Annotated in this window: 22 protein-coding genes; 18 read left to right on the top strand and 4 right to left on the bottom strand. The window is 48.7% G+C overall.

Features of this window, described 5'->3' with window-relative positions; all coding sequences use genetic code 11:
- The first annotated feature begins 117 nt into the window (after positions 1–117).
- The 7 genes from AC5JLB_RS15595 (at position 118) to AC5JLB_RS15565 (ending at position 6,416) form a co-directional block, all read left to right on the top strand.
- Positions 118–312: a hypothetical protein gene (locus AC5JLB_RS15595; RefSeq protein ID WP_495874745.1), complete on the top strand. Its 195-nt coding sequence runs from the start codon at positions 118–120 to the stop codon at positions 310–312.
- A gap of 260 nt (positions 313–572) precedes the next feature.
- Positions 573–1,115, top strand: a complete 543-nt coding sequence (locus AC5JLB_RS15590) for an LptA/OstA family protein (RefSeq protein WP_495874744.1) — start codon at positions 573–575, stop codon at positions 1,113–1,115.
- A gap of 63 nt (positions 1,116–1,178) precedes the next feature.
- Complete coding sequence (lptB, locus tag AC5JLB_RS15585; protein ID WP_495874743.1) at positions 1,179–1,907, top strand: LPS export ABC transporter ATP-binding protein; 729 nt, start codon at positions 1,179–1,181, stop codon at positions 1,905–1,907.
- 21 nt (positions 1,908–1,928) lie between these two features.
- Positions 1,929–3,092, top strand: a complete 1,164-nt coding sequence (locus tag AC5JLB_RS15580; RefSeq protein WP_495874742.1) for an LptF/LptG family permease — start codon at positions 1,929–1,931, stop codon at positions 3,090–3,092.
- Positions 3,093–3,567: 475 nt separating this feature from the next.
- Positions 3,568–5,505, top strand: a complete 1,938-nt coding sequence (locus AC5JLB_RS15575; RefSeq protein WP_495874741.1) for a CHASE3 domain-containing protein — start codon at positions 3,568–3,570, stop codon at positions 5,503–5,505.
- The gene (locus AC5JLB_RS15570; protein ID WP_495874740.1) at positions 5,502–5,957 is read left to right on the top strand and encodes a response regulator; all 456 of its coding nucleotides are present in this window, start codon (positions 5,502–5,504) and stop codon (positions 5,955–5,957) included. The genes AC5JLB_RS15575 and AC5JLB_RS15570 overlap by 4 nt, the downstream gene beginning before the upstream one ends.
- A gap of 30 nt (positions 5,958–5,987) precedes the next feature.
- A complete protein-coding gene (locus AC5JLB_RS15565) occupies positions 5,988–6,416 on the top strand; it encodes a response regulator (RefSeq protein WP_495874739.1) in 429 nt (142 codons plus the stop codon).
- A gap of 208 nt (positions 6,417–6,624) precedes the next feature.
- On the opposite strand, the gene AC5JLB_RS15560 is transcribed toward AC5JLB_RS15565, so the two are convergent.
- Together AC5JLB_RS15560 and AC5JLB_RS15555 are read right to left on the bottom strand one after the other, a co-directional pair.
- Positions 6,625–7,080 (bottom strand): transposase, encoded by a 456-nt coding sequence (locus AC5JLB_RS15560; RefSeq protein ID WP_495874746.1) that lies wholly within the window; start codon positions 7,078–7,080, stop codon positions 6,625–6,627.
- Between the two features lie 131 nt (positions 7,081–7,211).
- Positions 7,212–7,949 carry an SDR family oxidoreductase gene (locus AC5JLB_RS15555; protein ID WP_495874738.1) on the bottom strand — a complete coding sequence of 246 codons (738 nt, stop codon included), beginning with the start codon at positions 7,947–7,949 and terminating at the stop codon, positions 7,212–7,214.
- Between the two features lie 154 nt (positions 7,950–8,103).
- Between AC5JLB_RS15555 and AC5JLB_RS15550 the strand changes: the two genes are divergently transcribed.
- The 5 genes from AC5JLB_RS15550 (at position 8,104) to AC5JLB_RS15530 (ending at position 12,454) form a co-directional block, all read left to right on the top strand.
- Positions 8,104–9,042: an AraC family transcriptional regulator gene (locus AC5JLB_RS15550; RefSeq protein ID WP_495874737.1), complete on the top strand. Its 939-nt coding sequence runs from the start codon at positions 8,104–8,106 to the stop codon at positions 9,040–9,042.
- 432 nt (positions 9,043–9,474) lie between these two features.
- Positions 9,475–10,644: a Gfo/Idh/MocA family oxidoreductase gene (locus tag AC5JLB_RS15545; RefSeq protein ID WP_495874736.1), complete on the top strand. Its 1,170-nt coding sequence runs from the start codon at positions 9,475–9,477 to the stop codon at positions 10,642–10,644.
- A 66-nt stretch (positions 10,645–10,710) separates the two neighbouring features.
- Positions 10,711–11,172 (top strand): YbhB/YbcL family Raf kinase inhibitor-like protein, encoded by a 462-nt coding sequence (locus AC5JLB_RS15540; protein WP_495874735.1) that lies wholly within the window; start codon positions 10,711–10,713, stop codon positions 11,170–11,172.
- A gap of 302 nt (positions 11,173–11,474) precedes the next feature.
- A complete protein-coding gene (locus tag AC5JLB_RS15535) occupies positions 11,475–12,320 on the top strand; it encodes a dienelactone hydrolase family protein (RefSeq protein ID WP_495874734.1) in 846 nt (281 codons plus the stop codon).
- Entirely contained in the window at positions 12,317–12,454 is a 138-nt protein-coding gene (locus AC5JLB_RS15530) for a hypothetical protein (protein WP_495874733.1), read from the top strand. The genes AC5JLB_RS15535 and AC5JLB_RS15530 overlap by 4 nt, the downstream gene beginning before the upstream one ends.
- A gap of 236 nt (positions 12,455–12,690) precedes the next feature.
- Here the strand turns inward: AC5JLB_RS15530 and AC5JLB_RS15525 are convergent, their stop codons facing one another.
- Both AC5JLB_RS15525 and AC5JLB_RS15520 read right to left on the bottom strand, forming a co-directional pair.
- Positions 12,691–13,506 (bottom strand): SDR family oxidoreductase, encoded by an 816-nt coding sequence (locus tag AC5JLB_RS15525; protein WP_495874732.1) that lies wholly within the window; start codon positions 13,504–13,506, stop codon positions 12,691–12,693.
- Positions 13,507–13,538: 32 nt separating this feature from the next.
- Positions 13,539–14,951, bottom strand: a complete 1,413-nt coding sequence (locus AC5JLB_RS15520) for a carotenoid oxygenase family protein (RefSeq protein ID WP_495874731.1) — start codon at positions 14,949–14,951, stop codon at positions 13,539–13,541.
- A 288-nt stretch (positions 14,952–15,239) separates the two neighbouring features.
- On the opposite strand from AC5JLB_RS15520, the gene AC5JLB_RS15515 reads away from it, so the two are divergent.
- From AC5JLB_RS15515 to AC5JLB_RS15490, 6 genes are all read left to right on the top strand, one after another.
- A complete protein-coding gene (locus tag AC5JLB_RS15515) occupies positions 15,240–16,286 on the top strand; it encodes a WD40/YVTN/BNR-like repeat-containing protein (RefSeq protein WP_495874730.1) in 1,047 nt (348 codons plus the stop codon).
- A gap of 23 nt (positions 16,287–16,309) precedes the next feature.
- Positions 16,310–17,539, top strand: coding sequence for a carboxylate-amine ligase (locus AC5JLB_RS15510; RefSeq protein WP_495874729.1), 1,230 nt, complete (start codon positions 16,310–16,312; stop codon positions 17,537–17,539).
- 180 nt (positions 17,540–17,719) lie between these two features.
- Positions 17,720–17,878: a hypothetical protein gene (locus tag AC5JLB_RS15505; RefSeq protein ID WP_495874728.1), complete on the top strand. Its 159-nt coding sequence runs from the start codon at positions 17,720–17,722 to the stop codon at positions 17,876–17,878.
- Between the two features lie 378 nt (positions 17,879–18,256).
- Positions 18,257–19,717: an RtcB family protein gene (locus tag AC5JLB_RS15500; protein WP_495874727.1), complete on the top strand. Its 1,461-nt coding sequence runs from the start codon at positions 18,257–18,259 to the stop codon at positions 19,715–19,717.
- A gap of 3 nt (positions 19,718–19,720) precedes the next feature.
- A complete protein-coding gene (locus tag AC5JLB_RS15495; RefSeq protein WP_495874726.1) occupies positions 19,721–20,608 on the top strand; it encodes a CobW family GTP-binding protein in 888 nt (295 codons plus the stop codon).
- Positions 20,609–20,613: 5 nt separating this feature from the next.
- A complete protein-coding gene (locus AC5JLB_RS15490) occupies positions 20,614–21,045 on the top strand; it encodes an archease (RefSeq protein WP_495874725.1) in 432 nt (143 codons plus the stop codon).
- Positions 21,046–21,094 lie beyond the last annotated feature (49 nt).

Here is a 21,094-nt window from a genome sequence, read left to right as displayed (position 1 = left end):
CGCTTAAGAATAGACCTACTCCAGAGCTAGCACCGTGACTTTTGCAAGAAGTCTAAAGTTGAACCACGTGCCCGTGCGTTCATTGAAGCTCGACAGGCACTCCCGACAATAGAACGTGTGATAGCCGAGACGGGTAGCGCGTTTGAGTTGAGTGGTGAGCGAGGAATGGCAGTGGGGGCAATTCATCAAATCAGGATGGGTGCTCAGTTTCAGGTCAGTTCCTACAGTTTCCGAGGAAGTGAATTCGCTCAACATTTAAGTCTTAATTCTGACACTTTCTTACCCGAAGGCGCAAGAGCCAGCGATCGCTAAATCTTTTGCAGAGCTATTGTCTTGAAAGGTGAGAGCGTTAGATTTACCACCCTGTAGGGTTGAGAGGCACTCTATTAAACTGGTTACAGAAGTCTATTTGCTTCGATGTTTTGAGCGAAACTTCGCTTACGGATCTAGCGTCAAATAATTTATCCGTAATCTTCGGTAAATTGCTTGAGGATCAAGTTTGGTAGAAGTGATTAAACTTCTATAGTGCTATATTCGAGTTCACTGCGACTCCCGCTCACCTCTTAACTGATATGCGATCTGCTATGCGCCGCTTCCCAATTCGCTTCGTTAGCCGTGTTTTTCTTCCTGCCAGCTTAGCTGCTTCTGTTGCCATTGTTGGTAGTTCGTTTAGGCCGGATAGCCGCTCAACCCTTGCGATCGCCCAAACTGGGCAGCCCTTAACGATTAAAGGCAATAGCACCGAAGCTAATGCCAGAACGGGTGTTGTCGTGGTCAAAGGAAATGTTCAAATTAATTATCCGGCACGACAAATTCAGGCAACCTCGGCCCAAGCAGTGTACTTTAGCAAAGAGCGGCGCATTGTCTTGACCGGAGATGTATATGTGCTTCAGCAGAGCAATAGTCTGCGTGGAGAGCAAATTACTTATCTTGTGGATGAGGGACGGTTTTTGGCATTACCTCAAGCGAATAAGCAAGTAGAAGCCATTTACATTGTTACTGAAACCCCCACGGCTCCGACCGCGCCTGCAACTCCAAACACACCTGCGATTCCTCGTCCTGCTCCGACGCCGTTTAATGCAAAGCCAGCCTTCCCATCTCCTACAAATCGATAGTTTGCAAATCGATAGTTTCGCCTGTTTTTCTCAGCTCATCTACGAGGTTTTAGGAGTTAGTTTTTGAGGATTGTATTAGAGAACATCCACAAGTCCTACGGCGCGAGAACGATTGTCAATCGCGTCAGCCTCTCGGTAGCTCAAGGAGAGGTGGTTGGGCTTTTGGGGCCAAATGGCGCAGGTAAAACAACGACGTTTTATATTGCGACGGGGTTAGAGAAGCCTGACAGTGGAAAAGTCTGGCTCAATGACCTGGAAGTGACTCAGCTTCCGATCAACCAGCGTGCTCGATTGGGCATCGGCTATTTGGCGCAAGAAGCCAGCATTTTTCGTCAACTCAGCGTTCGCGATAACATTCTTTTAGTGTTGGAGCAGACCAAGGTTCCGCAGTGGCAGTGGAACGATCGCTTAAACAGTCTGTTAAAAGAATTTCGGCTCGAAAAAGTGGCGTCAACGCTCGGCATTCAAGTTTCGGGCGGCGAGCGGCGACGAACAGAACTCGCAAGAGCGTTGGCAACCGGAATTGACGGACCAAAATTTTTGCTGTTAGACGAGCCGTTTGCGGGAGTAGATCCGATCGCAGTTGCTGAAATTCAAGATATTGTGGCAGATCTGCGCGATCGCAAAATGGGAATTTTGATCACCGATCACAATGTCCGTGAAACCTTATCAATCACCGATCGAGCCTATATTATGCGTGATGGGCAAATTCTTGCCTCTGGTAACACCGAAGAACTCTACAATAATCCGTTAGTCCGCCAGTATTATTTGGGTGACGCCTTTCAGCCTTAACCGCTTCATCAGGACGTAACCATGTCTAGCCTTTCTAACGCTCGTCCGGTACGGCGATCGCTGATTTCGGTTCTCGATCGCTACATCGCTAATCAGTTTGCCGGTCCGTTTATTTTTGGGGTGGCAGCATTTTCGTCAATTTTGGTGTCGGTCGGCAGTGTGTTCGACCTGATTCGGAAAATGACCGAGTTGGGGCTACCGTTTGCGATCGCGGGGCGCGTGTTTCTCCTGCAACTGCCAGAATTCGTCAGTTTGTCCTTTCCAATGGCAACGCTGCTCTCGACGCTAATGGTGTACACGCGCCTCTCGACGGACAGTGAACTGATTGCGCTACGGAGTGCCGGAATTAGTGTTTATCGGTTGATTGCTCCCGCGATCGTGCTGAGTTTACTTGTGACGGCGCTGACGTTTGGTTTTAATGAAGCGATCGTTCCGGCAGCGAAGTATCAAGCGGGGGTCACACTCGAAAGCGCTCTGAAACAGGATAAACCGAGGTTTCAAGAACGGAATATCCGCTTTGAGCAGATGAGAGATGTGAAGCAGCCAGACGGCAGCAAAGCGCAGATGCTGGAGCGGCTTTTCTATGCGCGGGAGTTTGATGGGCAACGCATGAAAGGGTTGACGGTTCTCGATTTTTCGCAAGCGGGCTTAAATCAGATCGTGACGTCAAACTCGGCGGTTTGGAATGGAAAGCAGAGTACGTGGGATTTCTTCGACGGTACGATTTATATCGTTGCCCCAGACGGGTCGTATCGCAATATTTTGCGATTTGATCAGCAGCAGATTCAGCTTCCTCGAACGCCGTTAGATTTGGCGAACCGGAAACAGGATTCGGCAGAGATGAATATTCAGGAAGTGCGAGACTACCTCCAAATCGTCAAGCAAAGCGGAGATGAACGGCGAATTCGTAAACTGGAGCTACGAATTCAGCAGAAGTTTGCATTTCCGTTTGTCTGTCTGGTGTTTGGGCTAACGGGGGCAACGCTTGGCATTCGTCCTCAGCGAGCCGGAAAAGGCACGAGTTTTGCGATCAGCATAATTATTATTTTTACGTATTATTTGCTGTCGTTTATTTGCGATTCGTTGGGACAACTAGAGGTGCTTACTCCGGTGATCGCGGCTTGGTTGCCGACGATACTAGGGTTGTCGGTCGGCTCAGTCTTGTTAGCTAGAGCGGCGAGATAAAGCTTCACCTGCGATCGGGGAGCGGCTCATTGAGAGCAGGTTCGCCCATTAGGGCAACTCATCAAAAGTTGGGTGCAGCAATTAAAGCACAATGCTGGAGCGATCTCCCATAGCCAAACCAAATCTGAAATTGGCGAAACTCCTGGAGTCAATTGAATATCATCAGGTCAATGCTGATTGCTCCTTCATTGACCTTACGGCAGTCGCTCCCTTGCATTGACGGCCTTTCTCTACGAAATTAGTTCAAACTCAAGAGAATTAACCCCGCCACAATAAGGAGTTCTGTCACAAAAGAATTGAGCGCAGCAGATTTGGTGGATAAGTACCGAAGTTTCAGCACGTTACTACTCTTTCCGTGTGTTATGCCATGCATCTCGCGATCGCATACTGAATCGCCATATTCATCTCAACAGATTTGGTAAATTACTCCCTTCTTCAGTCGGGTTTGTGCAAGCTGAATCAGTAAGATGGCAATATGCTGAGTACTCCGACTCCCCAAGTATCATTCAAACGTCGTCTCATCCGGGCGATCGCTCTGCCAGTCTCGCTAATGCTGTTATTGGCAGGAGTGTCCATTTGGCAGATCAGTCGTCTTCTGTTCGCGATGCAGTGGGTTGAGCATACCGATCAAGTCATTGCCCAAGCAAACCGGGTGGAGAGGCTATTTTCAGAGGTAGAGTCCGGTCTGCGAGGATATTTACTCACGGGTGATCCCGAACTGCTGGAGCCGTACAAACAAGCACAGGTGCTGGCCGAACCTTCATTTGAGGCATTGGTTAGTCTGGTTTCAGACAATCCTTCCCAAGGTCAACGTTTAATTCAGATCGAAACGCAATATCAGCAGTGGAGTAGCTATATTCCTTCGTTGACCGTTGGCAAACAAAATAACGAGGCTCTACCACTAGCATCCCTAAAGAGGCGCAATCAAATCATGGTCGCGATTCGTAGAGACATGAGCCAGTTTATTCAAACCGAGGAGCAACTGCGGAATACCCGATCGGAAGCAGTTCAACGCACGACCCAAACGGTTATCAGCAGTAGTATTGCGCTGGCGACTATACTTGGAGCCATACTTGCCTATTTCATCTGGCGTCAAATTCTATCGGTGTCTCGTATTTATGAACACGCCTTAAAAGTAGCTCAGGAACAAACTCAATCCGTACAGCGATCGGCCGATCGCCTCGCAATTCTGCATGAGATTGACCAGGCAATTTTAGCGGCTCAATCGATTGAGTCATTGGCTCATGAAACGCTTTCTAAGCTGAAGGGCATTGCTGACTATAAGGAAGGCGCAGTTATTCTGCTTAAAGCCAATGACACTTCTGAAACTCAGATTTTGGCGGAGGAGATTGATACAGAGTTGGCTGGAGCGATCGTCCTTATGACAGAGTCAGCGTCACTGAATTCACTGAGATGCGGTGGCGCGATCTGCTATGTCAAAGACATTTCTACCCTTGCTCATCGTTCACCTGCTCTAGAAGCATTATTGGCTGAGGGCTATCACAGTCTCCTGACGGTGCCTCTACGCGTGGAGGGGAACTCGATTGGTGATCTTCATTGGTTTGCGACTCCAGTAGATGCGTTCAATGCTCAGAAGCAGGAAGTTTTTCGGGAAGTGGCGGCTCAATTGGCTATCGCCATTCAACAGTCGAAGTTACGATCACAACTGCAAAAGTATGCTGCTGAATTAGAGCAACGAGTTGCAGAACGCACTGTCCGTTTGCAGGCAGCGAATGACGAGTTAGAAGCGTTCTCTTACACGGTTGCCCATGATCTGAGAGCACCGCTGAGAGGAATTGAAGGATATGCGTCAGCCCTCATTGAAGATTATGGCGAGCAATTAGATGAAGTCGCGCAAGATTATATTCATCAGGTCATTGCAAGCATTCACCGGATGAATACCCTTGTTCAAGACTTGCTAGCCTATAGCCACCTGAGCCGAGAAGAGATTAAGCTTGTACCCGTTTCCTTGACACAAGTGATAGCAGAGGCTCAAGCGCAAGTAGAATCAGCATTAAAAGAACGACAAGCCCAAATCACCGTGGCTGAACCATTGCCTAGGGTGATGGGACATTATGCCACCCTCGTGCAAGCCGTTGTGAACTTGCTGTCTAACGCCGCTAAATTTACAGTTGTGGGAAGTAAACCACAAATTTGTATCTGGGCTGAAGAAAAGACGCACTGGGTGCGTCTTTGGGTCGAAGACAACGGTATTGGAATTGAACCACAGTATCAACGGCAGATATTTGGAGTCTTCGAGCGGTTACATGCTAGAGATGCTTACCCTGGTACCGGAATTGGGTTAGCCATTGTTCGCAAAGGTGCAGAGCGTCTGGGCGGTCGATCGGGTGTAAAATCCATACTTGGTCAAGGAAGTCAATTCTGGGTGGAGTTACAGAGAGTAAAGCCGTGAATAGCCTGCACAACTCTACAATTTTGCTCGTAGAAGACAACCCGGATGATGTGTTTAGAATTCAGCGAGCCTTTCGCAAAGCCGACATAGCTAGCCCTATGCAAGTTGTAATCGATGGAGAACAAGCCATTCATTACTTAAGCGGGCAAGAACTCTATCGAGATCGGGATTGCTATCCGCTGCCAGTTCTTGTTCTACTTGACCTTAAACTACCCCGACGCTCTGGATTCGATGTCCTCAACTGGTTGAGAAATGAGTCTGATATCAAACACTTGCCTGTGGTGGTTTTAACCTCGTCTGAGCAACAAAGTGACATAGATCGAGCCTACGCCGCTGGAGCCAATTCTTACTTAGCAAAGCCACCGAGTCCGGTTGAATTACTAGAAATGACGCGGACTATTGGTCTTTATTGGATTCTTTTCAACCGTCCACCGAAAGCTAGGATCAGTTAAGACAGATTATATTTTTAGAGGGAAATTAAGATGACACAATTACAAGAGCTACACCAGAAAACAGTTCTGGTTATAGAAGATGAGGCATCCGATCGTTTCCCTCTAGAGAGAGCTTTCCATCAGCTTGGCTCAGAATTTTCTCTTCATGTTGTTGAAACAGGACAAGCAGCGGTTGCCTACCTTGAGGGCAACGAAGCTTACCGCGATCGCTCCCAATTTCCTTTACCCGATTTAATTGTTTTAGATCTGCGGCTGCCAGGCATGTCGGGTCTAGACCTGATCAAATGGATACGCCAGCAATCCCAATTCAACGACTTACCGATCATTACCTTAACCGCTTACGGCAACCGCGATTTACCCCGTGCCTATGAATTAGGCATTAATTTTTACCTGCTCAAACCTGCAGAAGCCCATTCATTAGCTGAAATATTGGAAGCAATTGGCTTATATCAAAAATAAAGAATCTCTTGAAAGTGGACTACGGCGTTGCCGCAAATGCTCAAGTAGCAATGTTCGTTATGATCAATTGTGCTAGTCAAATCAGCTTTTCTTTTGTTTTTTCTAAAAAGTACTATCGTTATCTGTTTTTCAACTTCAGATTCTCTTCTCTGTTGCGATAATGTGTACATTAATATTTTTGAGAGATTGTAACAGGTTATGAGTTAACTCAGATCTTGCACCATTCCTGAGAAGCCGGATTTGGTAGCGACTTGAGAACAATCTCAAAGCGATATCGTGCCGCAATATGGGCAGTTCTTCGCAGGTGTCGGAAGAATTGAAACCACAACACAGAAGTAAACAAAATAGACAAAGCGGGATCACTGGCAACCTTCCAATCAAGTTGAGGAAGTAAAGTACTTTGACCACTCCAATGAACCAGGAGGTAGGCAATCAGAACCAGAATCAGCCAGCGATAGACTCCTCGCTTTGTGGATTGTCCGAAGCGATGAAGTCCAAAGCGATGCTTGATGGTTTTGAAGAACGCTTCGATTGCCCACCGTCTGCGACCCAGTCGCACGAGGTAGACTCCAGAGTAAGGATAAGTGGAGACAACAAAGCGGAGTTCTCGTTTGCCGTTTGCTTGTTTGAGCCAGAACCAGGAGACGGTGAGTGGGACATCAATTCCCTCCAGCTTGACTTGCTGACCTCGCCTGCCGTGGCGGGGCAGGGCTGTTTCATTGTAGTAGGGGAAAAACCTTGTCCAACTGATTAGCGAACTGCCGTACTGTGGTTAAACGATCGCGCCGTCTTACTTTAATAAGGGCTGGCAGTGGGCCTGACGATCATTTCACTGACATCAACATCATCCGGTTGCGCGATCGCAAATAGAATGGATCGAGCGATCGCCTCAGCAGGAATGCATAATCTGCGGAATTCCCGCATTCCCTCTCTAGCTGTTTCATCACTGATGCTGTCAGCTAACTCAGACTCCGTGACTCCCGGCGAAATCACTGTCACTCGCATGTCGCTCCCCACTTCTTGTCTCAATCCTTCGGAGATTGCGCCTACTGCAAACTTCGTTGCGCAGTAAACAGCCGCCGTGGGAGATACAGCATGACCGCCAATTGAGGAGAGATTGATAATTTGACCCGTTTTTTGGGCTTTCATGAGGGGCAATGCTGCGGCGATGCCGTACAAAACCCCTTTGATGTTGACATCAATCATGCGATCCCATTCGTCAACCTTGAGTTGATCGAGGGCCGATAGTGGCATCACACCCGCATTGTTAATCAAGACATCAACACGACCAAACTTATGCTGGGCAAATTGCACAATCGCTTTCAGTTGGTCGCGTTGTGTGACATCCAGCGTTTGATATTCGGCGATGCCACCTGCATTATGAATTTCCTTCGCAATTGCCTCTAGGCGATCGACTCGACGTGCGCCCAAAACTACGCTGGCCCCATTTTTTGCCAGTAATTTAGCAGTGGCTGCACCGATGCCGCTACTCGCTCCGGTAATGATCACAACTTTGTTTTCTACGTTGAGCATAGTTATTCCCTTGGCAATTGCCTAATTCTTTGATTTGGTTTCTTTGACTGTGTTCATCGTATTTGCAAGAGCAGGAGCTATAAATACACAGACCTCGCGCATTATTGCCTAATCCTCCAAATCCAGAGCTTTAAATCGTTAGAATTGGTCTACAATGCTCAACAGAACGGGATTAAATGAGCCAAGAAACTGTATGGCGATCGCAAATCAATGCAAAAAATTGGCGGCATTAATCACACAGCAAACCAACGGCAAAGGCGACGGTTTTTATAGAACAGCGATAGATGGGCTGGAATTTCAACGAGAATCTTCTGTTTCTGCTGCGCTATGCGGTGTCAGTGAGCCGCTCCTCGCCATCCTTGTTCAGGGCAAAAAAGAAGCCTTGCTAGGTGAGGAAACTTATCGTTATGGCGCGGCTCAGTATTTAGTTGTCTCTGTTGATTTGCCACTGACCGCTTTTATTGTCGAGGCAACTCCAGAGCAGCCGTATTTAGGATTTAAACTGAACCTAGATCCTCGACAACTCTGCGATATGATTACTGCCCAAACCAGTGCGATCGAGGGTCAGAAAAGGAACTCCACCAGAGGCTTGTTTGTCAGCACTGCCGATGCCTCTTTGCTCGATTGCGCTCTCCGATTGACCGGGCTTTTGGATACGCCGCAGGATATCCCCATGCTGGCACCCATGATTATCCGCGAAATCTACTACCGTCTTTTAATGGGGGAGCAAGGCGAAGCAGTTCGCCAAATTGCCACATCTGGCAGCATTATGCAGCGAATTGCTGAGGTGATAAAGCTGCTCAAAACTGATTTTGCCCAACCGCTGCGGGTTGAGAATCTAGCCGAGCAAGCCAGAATGTCTCCTTCATCGTTTCATCACCATTTCAAAGAAGTGACATCTATGAGTCCGCTGCAATATCAAAAGCAGTTAAGACTATTGGAAGCGCGTCGCCTGATGCTGGCGGAAAACTTTGATGCAACGAACGCTGCCTATCAGGTGGGGTATGAAAGCCCTTCACAGTTCAGCCGTGAGTATTCTCGCCTATTTGGTGCGCCACCGATCCGGGATATTGAGCGTTTGCGTACTGCTTGAGTACAGCCTGTTGAGAATATCAAGTTTACGCGATCGCCCCTTATGTCTTCAGCGTCTCTTTTTGAGCGTTTGTCATCCCGCTGCGCCTTGACTCTAGCGGAACAGGCTGCATAGTTACGTTGTAACCCAATATTTCTCAGTCGGAAACTCCCAAGCTTTATATAACCCCTTCCATAGGTTTAATACCACAATCAGCGGATATAGCTCACAAGTTAGAGGAAAAGACTTTCCTGGATTTCTACGCTAGATAGGCGAACTACTATGGTGGTAGCAAAGCGATCGCAGTGATTTCTTGCGTATGAACGATGCAGAATTTCTCTCTGCAGAACTGCCGCGCATTGTAACCGCCAGTAGCCAAAGTCACATTATTCTAAGACCGAACCGCAGTCGAACAACTGTTGGTTAGGCAGTTATCCTGCTGGAGGTACTTTAATGACTTCATCTCAACCTTCACCAACAAATGGCGTTGCAAAGCAGTTTCCCGAAGGGGATAATCGCAAGATCCGGTATGCCGTTGTTGGGCTAGGCTGGTTTGCTCAAGAGGCCGCAATGCCCGCGTTTGCTCAAGCTGAAAACTCAGAACTGGTTGCCCTCGTTTCTGATGATCCAGTCAAGCTGAAGGAACTCAGCCAGAAATATGGGGTGCAGCACACCTATTCCTACAAAGAGTACGAGGACTGTTTAACCAGTGGCGAAGTAGATGCAGTTTACATTGCGCTTCCTAATCATTTGCATTGCGAATACACGGTAAGAGCCGCAAACCAGGCAATTCATGTGCTGTGTGAAAAACCAATGGCAACGACGGAAGATGAGTGTAACCAGATGATTCATGCCTGCGAAAGTAATGGTGTGAAGCTGATGATTGCTTACCGTCTGCATCTTGATCCTGCTAATTTGCAAGCGGTTGAGGTCGTGCGATCGGGACAGATTGGTGAACCGCGTATCTTTAACTCGGTTTTCACCCAACAAGTGACAGACGAGAGCAACATTCGCCTGCAAGAAGTGACCGGAGGCGGCACGATCGATGACATTGGAGTTTACTGCATTAATGCAGCGCGGTATCTATTTAAGAGTGAGCCGATCGAGGTGTTTGCGGTTGCTGCTAATAAAGGCGAACAGCGGTTTGCTGAAGTAGACGAGATGACCAGTGCGATTCTGCGCTTTCCCAATGAGCAACTGGCAACGTTTACCGTCAGTTTTGGTGCAGCTCAAGTTTCCACTTATCAAATTGTTGGGACGAAGGGAGATTTGCGGTTAGACCCTGCTTACGCTTGGTTTGGTGAACTGAAACACTACCTGACTATTAACGGTGAGACTCAGGAGCGCACTTTTCCACCACACAGCCAACTTGCTGCTGAGTTTACCTACTTCTCAGATTGCATCCTTCAAAACAAAGACCCAGAACCATCAGGCATGGAGGGGTTGAATGATGTTCGCATTATTCGTGCTCTTGACCACTCGATTCAGGTCGGTACATTTGTGCGGCTCAATAACCGCGATCGCGACCAGTATCCTACTGCTGACCAAGCCATTCAACGTCCTCCTACTGAGGAAAAACCAGACCTGACTCATGCTGCTAGTCCTGGTGGAGGAAAGCTGTAAAGCCGATTATGGCTCAGGGATCTTGCTTCACATCGTCAGTCAATCGTGATTCAAGCATCAACACTTATGCATCTGTACAGCCCTGAATTTTTAACGGGAACGTCCATTCCCTTCGAGTACACCTGTGATGGTAAAAATCATTCGCCTCCGCTCACTTGGGAAGACCCACCCAATGGGACACAGAGTTTTGCCTTGATTGTTAGTGATCCAGACGCTCCTAATGGAACGTTCACTCACTGGGTTCTCTACAACTTGCCTGCGGATCTGCGGCAGTTGCCAGAAAGAATCCCAAACCAAGATACTCTATCCGATGGCAGCAGACAGGGCAAAAACGATTTTGATCAGGTTGGGTTTGGTGGCCCCTGTCCACCCAATGGCACCCATCGTTATTTCTTCAAACTCTATGCCCTAGACCAACCCCTCAATGTCGCTTCAGGCGCGAGTAAAGAAGAGGTTTTACAGGCTATGGAGAGCCATGTACTGGACGCTGTGGAATTGATGGGGCTTTACGGCAGAGCAAATTTCTAGAACCTACTTTTTTCGATCAGCACGAAAATTTTCAGGAGCACACACGATAAAAGCAAATGGAAGAGCATGAACGGTTTCAGGCATTAATTGCAGAACAAGCCAGACTGCTGAATCACATCAAAGCACTGCTACAGCGCATCAAAGAGCTAGTAGCTTTTCTTGAAAAGTCCTATGACCAACAGCCGATGTGTATGAGTTCTAGTTGCTGTCGTAATCTTGACGATACAAACTCACCTCGTTCCTAAGGCTCTGAATCTTGCTAAAACTAACGGTTTCAAAGTAGTTGACAACGGAGTTGAATCATGAGCGAGAAAAAGCTGGCAAATGAAGTGGCGATCGTTACAGGTTCCGACTCAGAGAGTGGATGGTGGACTGATGCAAAACATGGGTCAGAAGGCCTAAGGAAAGCAGCAATCATGAACAGTACATCCAAGCAGACGCATGAAGAATCCTTGGTGCAAGTGCCAGCAGGTTCAGTTGTGCTAGAAGGAAATTTGAGTATCCCAGTGAATGCGATCGGCGTTGTGCTATTTGCTCACGGTAGCGGCAGTAGTCGGCACAGTCCCCGCAATCGTGATGTAGCAGAAACCCTGCAAGCGGCAGGACTGGCAACGCTGCTGATCGATTTGCTGACTGCTGAAGAAGAAGCCGTTGATAGTCGTACCAAAAAGTTGCGTTTTGACATTGCGTTGTTGCGCGATCGCTTAATAAGTGCGATTGACTGGCTGACGCAAAACCCCAATACCCGCGATCTTCCAATCGGTTGTTTTGGAGCCAGTACCGGAGCAGCAGGCGCATTAATGGCAGCCGCAGAACGTCCAGAGATAGTTCATGCGGTGGTATCGAGGGGAGGTCGTCCAGATCTAGCAGAACCTGTTCTCGATCGCGTTCAGGCTCCAACCTTGCTGATTGTAGGGGGGAATGACCCAAGCGTCATTGACCTCAATCAACAAACAATGGCGCATCTTCTTTGCGAAAAGCAGCTTGAGATTGTCCCTAATGCCACTCACTTATTTGAAGAGCCGGGGGCACTCTCCGAGGTTGCGCGATTAGCGGGACTTTGGTTTCAACGTCACCTCCTGCCACCGAAAGAACTGGGACCTCACCTGACCAGTTTGGATGAAGAGGGCAACCGAGAAGAATTATGACTGCTGAGCGCCCACTGTACCAAAGTGAACTGAGCCTGTCAGACGCGGCTGAAGAATTGGGCAAAAAGGCGTTGCAGTTGCGTTTCAAACACTACCCAATTAAAAGCGCTTTCGGCGGTGAAGGGCGCGAGTAATTATCGTTTGCAGTTGCCGCTTTCATGGCCCGTCGGACTGGGTAGGCGTTAGGCAACAAATAGCTTGGTCTTGACACTGCTAAGCAGGGAGATTGTTGCCAGCTATCCTTCTCGCCCAATTGCACCTATCAAGGAGAGGTTTTGTCCGGGATGGCGGGGACACTCGCTGTAGTGACAGAAGCCTTACTGAGTGCTCTATTTTTGCTCAATTGGGTTTGGTAGGGCTGAGTTAGCAACTACTCATCGGTAAAAGCTTTTGTGTGGGCAGCGTGGGCAGCAATCCGGTCAACAAATCCTGGCATCAATAATTTTGCCCAGGGAATCACTTTGCCTTTGATTGTCATGAGGTGTTCGCGTTTCCGTCGTTCTATTGCCCAAACAATCTGACGGACACATTCATCCACCGACATGTTGCCCTGACTTTCATCACGCGGACTTCGCCCTAACGTTTTTCCATCGGCTCCTAAAGCACGTTGCCGGATGTCCGTTGCTACAAATCCCGGGGATATGACTAGCACATCGACCCCCGTTCCTTGCAATTCAATTCGGAGCGTATCAAAGAAGCTTTGCATTGCGTGTTTACTCGCAACATAGCCGGAACGAGTCGGAACAGCCGTTTTGCCAGAAAGGGAGGAGATTGCCACTAGTAGCCCTCGGCTTGCTTTCAAGTGAGGCAAAGCAAAGTGAGTGCAGTAAACAGCACCGAGGTAATTCACCTGCATCACTTGTTCAAAGATGGTGAGGTCTGTTACCTGGTCAAAAGGTGTCAGCATAGAAATTCCGGCATTGTTGATTAGAAGGTCAATCTGCCCAAACGCTGCGATCGCTTTTTCAACTAATTGCTGACAATCCTTAGGTTGAGTCACATCTGTAGGAACTGCGATCGCCTTTCCTCCAGCTTCAGTGCAGGCACGAACCACGTCTTCCAAGGCAGTTTGATTCCGAGCTGCCAGAGCTAGATTTGCGCCTTGATGAGCCAGCATCAGGGCAAGCGATCGTCCAATTCCAGCCGATGCACCCGTCAGAACGATTGTTTTATTCAAAAAGGTCATGGCTTTACTCCAAAATTCTCAGCCCAAAATTCTCAGCAATGTAGAAATGAAACCCAAGTGCCATGAAAGCCATAGGGAACCCGCTGCGGTATTGAAATGCGGGCGATCGCCTCATCAGTCATTGATTGAGTACTAACGATGACTAACTCAGATGTATCCTGAGCTTCGTCATGCACAAACGTCATCAGCCACCCATCATCCTCAACGGTCGAGCCTGGTCGTGGCACAAATACGCCCTCCCCACCGTACCGTCCTCTGCCAAATGAATGGACTTGGACGCTTTGATGATCCAGGTCAACCTTAAGTAAACCATCAAATTTCGGCATTTCGGTTGGGGCACTCTTACCAGCGTAGCCATAGCGGGTCTGTCGTCCCAAATACTGTTCATTAATGCGAGGAAATTCGCAGGGGCGATCGTCCAGTGTTTGCTCCTGCACCGTTCCTGTCTTTAAGTTGAACCGCCATTGATACAGCAAGGGCACATCACTTTCAATCTGCCGATTATCTCCCTCATGAGAACCGGGAGACGCACCTAAGATACTGGTACTGCCCATCCGACAGGCAATCAAAACAATGTCATCTCCCGCTTCATAGGCATTGAGGGTATGGAAGACATAGCAACTCGACGCTTCAAACCAGCGAATTGCTTGAGGATCGCCATGCCGGGGCAGAATTCCAAATCGACTAGGGCGATCGCGCTCGAAGGCAAAAGCAGGTTCTCCCCGCTGGAGCCGTTCCAAGCGGAATGTCAGTGGCAAGTCCATAAAGATGGTGTAGTGCTCTGTGATGGCAAAATCATGCATCATTACCCCCACAGGCAGATCGATCGGGACGGTTTGCACCAGTTCTCCTGTAGGAGAAACGACACTGTATTTGACGTAGGGCGGTTGAGCGAGGAAATAGCCAAAGAACATCATTTCCCCCGTCACTGGATCTACTTTAGGATGGGCAGTTACGGGGGAAGTCAGCTTGTCGTTAAAGGTGTGAGAACCGATCGTGTCTAAGCTAGGCAGATCAATCGCGTGAGGTGCACCCCCTTCCCAAAGTGCAAGCAGGCGTTTACTCTCATGGGGGAACTGCTTCGCACCGCAATGCCACACGAGAGCCGTATTCGCGACATTCTTGAAGCCTGCTTGTGAAGGTTCTAGCAACCCGCCAAACAATGCTCGTCCTGCTTGCCGCTCTTGCTCAAATCCCCCAGTCCGGATATAGCGATTGCGGTAGCTTGCCTTGCCGTTTTGGATGTGAACGCCATGTAGCATCCCATCGCCATCAAACCAGTGGTAACGTCCCAACGGTGGAAATTGGGGATTGGGTCCGTTGCGAACAAACATGCCATTCAGTTCAGGGGGTAACTCACCCAGGACTGGCAATTCATCAACAGTTAACTCGGTTTGAACGGGAGCAAAGTTACCTGAAAGGTAAGGATTGAGAGTGGCTGCCATGCGTTTGAAAAATAACTTGCTTCTCTCTTGTAGCAGAAACGCCAATTTTGGGGATTAGATATCCTACAAACTCGCCTTCTTTCATTGATCTAATCTTCTAGCCATGAACTGGTTGAAAAGATGAGGTGATCAACAATCTTATTCTGTTGACACCAACGCTCTCCAAAAATGAGCACTAGACTAGAATTAGAACACGATTTTTTACACCAACCTTGGGTCGCAGTGCGATGTCCTGTTTGTTCGCTACCGAAACAGGAGCAAACTACGAACAAGAAGGAGATTGTCATCATGGTCAACTTTGCACCCCAGAGCGCAGAACCGATTAGTACAAGCCAGCTTCAGGGTGATCCTGCCGTTGCCAGATCTACGTCTGAGCGTCATCCGCCCTCCATCTTTGCAGGAACATCACAAGGATTGTATATTCTCGACTCTGAACCCCGACTGGAACTTGAAGAGAATTCAATTACTGCCTTGGCAATACAGGGAAGGGAACTTTGGGTGATTAGCGCAGAGCGCAACTCCGAAGGAACCGTCGCTCATAAGGCAGTGTGGCAGCGCTCTGCTGAAGGGGAGTGGTTGACTGTCGCCTCTGAGAATCAGCACCGCTTCAATTGTCTACTTCCGATCGATCAAACAATTTTAATTGGGACGTCAGAGGCACACCTGATGCAGATTAGAAATGGGACGATTCAGTACCTTGACAGTTTTGATCACGCGGAGGGGCGTAAGGCGTGGTATACGCCTTGGGGCGGTGCACCAGACGTGAGATCTCTAGCAGCCAGTTCTTCTGACGATCTGTATGTGAATGTGCATGTGGGCGGTATCTTGAGATCACAAGACCAGGGGCAATCTTGGCAACCGACGCTCGATCTCCACGCCGATGTGCATGAAGTCAAAACCATAGCTGAGCGCCCCAATCTTGTACTCGCAGCCACTGCTGAAGGACTTGCTTGGAGCGAAGATCACGGGGAGTCTTGGCAGTTCAATCGCGCAAATCTTCATGCGACCTATGCCCGAGCGATCGCTCTATGCAGCGATAACAGCGAAGTAACGATTTTGATGAGTGTCTCTTTGGGTCCACGAGGCGGAAAGGCCGCGCTTTATCGTCGGTCGTTGAATCAACCAGGAACTTTCGAGAAATGCCATCAAGGGCTGCCAGAGTGGTTTTCGGACAATATCAACACAGGATGCCTAACGGCTTGGGGAAATTGGGTGGTATTTGGAACCCAAACGGGGCAACTCTTCCGATCGCACGATGCGGGTTTAACCTGGGAACCCATTGCATCCGGTCTTGCACCCATTAGTTGCCTCAGTTTGGCATCGCCAAGGGGATGAGGGCTAGCTTGTTCTAGCGTAGGATGGCATATGGACAAAGTGGAGAACCCAGAAAATTTCTAGAAGCTGTTGCAGCAATCATTGGGCAGCGGCCTGTCGGTTCATCGATCTGTAAAATTCAACTCAAACCACTGAAAATGGCACTTCCAACAGAAGACTTTACCATCGGGGTTGAAGAAGAATATCAAATCATCGATCCCAAGACCCGTGAACTACGATCGCGGCAGCAGCAAATTCTGCCAATTGCAAAAAAAACGCTGGGAGAAGACGTACAACCGGAAGCTCAGCTTTCGCAAATCGAGATTGCCACGCCGGTTTGTCGATCTCTGTCTGAAGTTCGCGCAGAGCTGATTCACTTTCGGCGAGAACTGATTGCTGCCGCCGCCAAAGACGGCAATCTGATTGCTGCCGCTGGGACCCATCCGTTTTCTGAGTGGAAGCAACAGCAAATCGCCCCCAAAGAACGGTATCAAGGGTTGATGCGAGACTACCAACAACTGACTCGCGAACTCATGATCTTTGGCTGTCATGTCCACGTCGGCATTAGCGATCCGGAGATGGCAATCCAGGTGATGAACCGGACACGAGTTTGGCTAGCACCGATACTGGCGCTCACCGCTTCCTCGCCCTTCTGGTTTGGGACCGATACTGGATATGCCAGTTATCGCACGGAGATTTGGGGGAGATGGCCCATCTCCGGTCCGCCGTTAATTTTCTCTTCACACGCTGAATATCAAGCGCTTATTGAAGCCTTGGTCGCCACTGGAAGTGTAGAAGAAGCGACAAAGATTTACTGGGATGTCCGATTATCCGAACGGTTCCCAACCGTCGAGTTTCGCGTTACCGATGTCGCTATGACCGTGGATGAAGCGGTCATGGTTGCGGGATTGGTGCGTGCTTTGGCACGAACTTGTTACGAACAAGCACTTGCAGAAAAACCATTCCCAGCCACACGCCATGAACTGATCCGCGCTGCCCACTGGCGTGCTGCACGCTATGGATTAGAGACAGAACTCATCGATGTCGAGGTTATGCGTGCCGTTCCAGCCCGCGAACTCATTGAGAAGCTTTTAGCCTTTGTGCGCCCATCACTAGAAGCGCATGGAGACTGGGACGAAGTTTCATCGATCGTGCGGAAGACGATGCAGCAAGGCAACGGCGCAAGGCGGCAGCGGGAAGTTTATAAGCGTACTGGACGATTGGAGGATGTGGTTGATTTCATCGTCGCCCAGACAAGGGAGGGGATTGATTAGACTTGTTGGGAAATAAGGGGTAATAACTAGCAGTTCCCTAAGTTCTATTCATGCTAAATCTGGAGCGCATCTTCCAACAAGACCGTCTGCTACGGGCAATGACAGGACTTCACTGCAAAGCATTTGAGGCACTCCTGCCAAGTTTTGCCGCCGCCTGCGAGCAACGTTGGCTCAAAGCAGATGTACAACGCAAGCGTGCTGTGGGAGGAGGACGAAACACAGCTTGTTGCTCGTCCTTCACTCCAGCAGAAAGCGCATCCTTGGCAACAGCGTACTTACAATAGAGTCCGCTCAACATCCCACGAAAAAGGCTACCTGCGATCGCCCATTGGCATCTAAACCGCTTGAATGAACTTTGTTTGCTTTAATCAGAAAACAGCGTACAAGCCTGCTGGGAGTTGGCCATGAGTCATGGCTTTTAGAGGTGCGGGCTTATGGTTCACCCGAATTTATTAGAGATAGCATCTACTACTGAAGGCTTATTCATCAAATCCCGGTGCTGAGTGCGAAATCTACTCGTGACAATGCTCAATGGATGAACCTATAGAGAGAGGTTCTTTTTATCGTGTCTTTAGAAACTGTATGCAATCCCTTTAGATTGCCAGAACAGGGCTGCTCTAATCTAAAGAGCAGCTTTGAGTCAGGTGTGATGATTCAGAATCAGGCACTTCTATCTACGAATGAAGACCCCCTTCGCTCAGTCCACGAGGTGAAGTCATGGCCCCCGTTGATGTCTTAAACCAAATTTCGGATGTCATTTGGGAGATTCCAGTCTCTTACAAAGCGGGAATGCGGGTGCCCGCGCGAATTTACGGCACTGAAAAATTGATTCGAGAATTGGACGATGCCGTCTATGACCAAATCACCAACGTTGCGACCCTGCCCGGAATCACCAAATATGCATTGTGTATGCCCGATGGTCACTTTGGCTATGGCTTCCCGATCGGGGGTGTAGCGGCGATGGATGTGGATCAGGGTGGTGTGATTTCTCCTGGAGGCATCGGGTTTGACATTAATTGTGGAATGCGCTTAGTGACGACCAATCTAGATTACAAAGAGGTTAAACCTTATATCAAACAATTGGTAGATAAGCTGTATGAACGGGTTCCAGCAGGCGTTGGCAGTGCCGGATTTGTCAGACTATCCCGGAATGAGTTCCGTAAGGTGGCAGAGCAGGGAGCGCAATGGTGCATTCGCAATGGCTATGGTTGGGAAGAAGACCTGGAATTAATGGAAGAGCAGGGCTGCTTAAAGGGAGCCGATGCCAGCAAGATTAGCGAAAAGGCGATTGATCGCGGCGCTCACCAAATTGGTACATTAGGTTCGGGTAATCATTACTTAGAAATTCAGGTTGCCAAACGGGAGAATATTTTTGACAAGAATTTAGCCAAAGCGATGGGTATAACTCGTCCTGATCAGGTAGTGGTGATGTTTCACTGCGGCAGCCGTGGGTTTGGGCATCAGGTCGCGACAGACTATCTGCAAAGCTTTCTCAAGGTGATGGAAAGCAAGTACGGCATCAAGATTCTCGATCGCGAATTGGCCTGTGCCCCCTTTCATTCCCCCGAAGGACAAGCGTACTTTTCAGCGATGAAGTGTGGCATCAATATGTCGTTTGCCAATCGACAGGTAATTTTGCACCGGATTCGCGAAGTATTTTCGCAAGTATTTGAGCGATCGCCCGAAGATCTGGGGATGCACATGGTTTATGATGTGGCACACAATACCGCCAAGTTGGAGACGCATGTTGTGGATGGTCAGGAGCGATCGTTACTCGTCCACCGCAAGGGAGCGACCCGCGCCTTCGGCCCCGGAATGCATGACTTGCCATTCCGCTATCAAGAAATTGGTCAGCCTGTGATTATCGGCGGCAGCATGGAAACGGGATCGTACTTGCTTACTGGAGTATCTACAGGCGATCAAACTTTCTTCAGCACCGCCCACGGTAGCGGACGTACCATGAGCCGCACAAAAGCCCGAAAAACCTGGCAGGGACAGCAGCTTCAGAAAGAAATGCAGCAAAAGGGCATCTATGTTCGCAGTACCTCCTATGCGGGACTGGCAGAGGAAGCGGGAGGAGCTTACAAAGATGTCGATGAGGTGATCGAAGTGGCGGAGTTGGCAGGCATCAGTCAACGGGTGGTTAGGTTAACGCCGATCGGCAATGTGAAGGGGTGAAGTATGCTAGGACGCACGCCTTTAACTGTTCTTACCGGCCCGCTTGGTAGCGGCAAGACCACGCTACTGCGACACATTCTGACCGTAGTGCCACGCAAGATCGCCATTCTGATGAATGAGTTTGGCGAAATTGCGATCGACACAAAAATTCTGCAAGGCAAGAATGTGGAGATGACAGATCTGGGCGGTGGTTGTGTTTGTTGTTCGCTACTGGGTGAATTTGAAGCGGCGGTTGATGAAATTATCGCAACCGTGAATCCAGACCATCTTGTTGTGGAAACAACTGGGGTGGCAGAACCCGATGCCCTAGTGTTTGACATTCAAGATAGTTTGCCTCAGGTACGACTAGATGGCGTTATCACCGTCATTGATGCTGATGGCCTAGTGAAGTATCCCCAGATTGGACACACCAGCCGCATTCAAATTGAATCAGCAGATATTCTGCTACTCAACAAGGTGGATCTCGTTTCTAAGCCGGAGTTGGCAACGATTACGGACAAACTTCACACGATTAACGAAATCGCTTCCATCATTCCTACAATTCGCTGCCAGATTGATCCCGATTTGCTATTTGGCATTGGGCGTGAGCGCTTACAATCATCACCGCATCATCGCCATCAACCAGAGTTCGAGTCCTTCAGCTATACATCACAAGCGGTATACGATCGCGCCCGCTTCACCGAATTTGCCGATTCTCTCAGTTCTGATGTCTATCGAGCCAAGGGCTTTGTGCAGTTTCCCGGAGGCACTCACCTGTTTAATTTTGTTGCCGGACGCTGGGATTTAGAACCCTTTGAACCTTCCTCAACAGAACTTGTTTTCATCGGCAAACAAATTACACAACAAAAGCCTGAAATTTGCGATCGCCTCCAATCCTGTGAGCAGAAATAAGTGCTATGCCCTACGAATTCCTCGAAGATATCGCTACTGCTGACATTGCCTTTCATGCCTGGGGAGACGATTTAGAGGAAGTATTCAAATCCGCAGGAGATGCTCTGATCAACACCATGATTGATAATCTGGAGGCAATTGCATTCACTGAGACTCGCACTTTTCAACTAGAAAATGAGGAACTTGATCTATTGCTGTTTAACTTTCTACAGGAATTTGTTTATTACAAAGACAGCGAATTGTTATTGTTACGGGCACAGCAGGTTCAGATTGAAACCAAAGAATCTGGCTATCACCTAACAGCAGTCACACGAGGAGAACGGTTGGATCGCGATCGCCATCATCAGCGAGTGGATGTCAAAGCCGTCACGCTCCATCAGTTTCAACTCGAAAAAACAGACAATGGTTGGACATCTCAAGTTATTCTCGATATCTAACATCCACACAGCTTTTAATCTGTAAATTCAACATCCAAAATCGCCAATT

Source organism: Myxacorys chilensis, from assembly GCF_059505265.1.
This window is presented reverse-complemented; position numbering and strand designations above follow the sequence as displayed.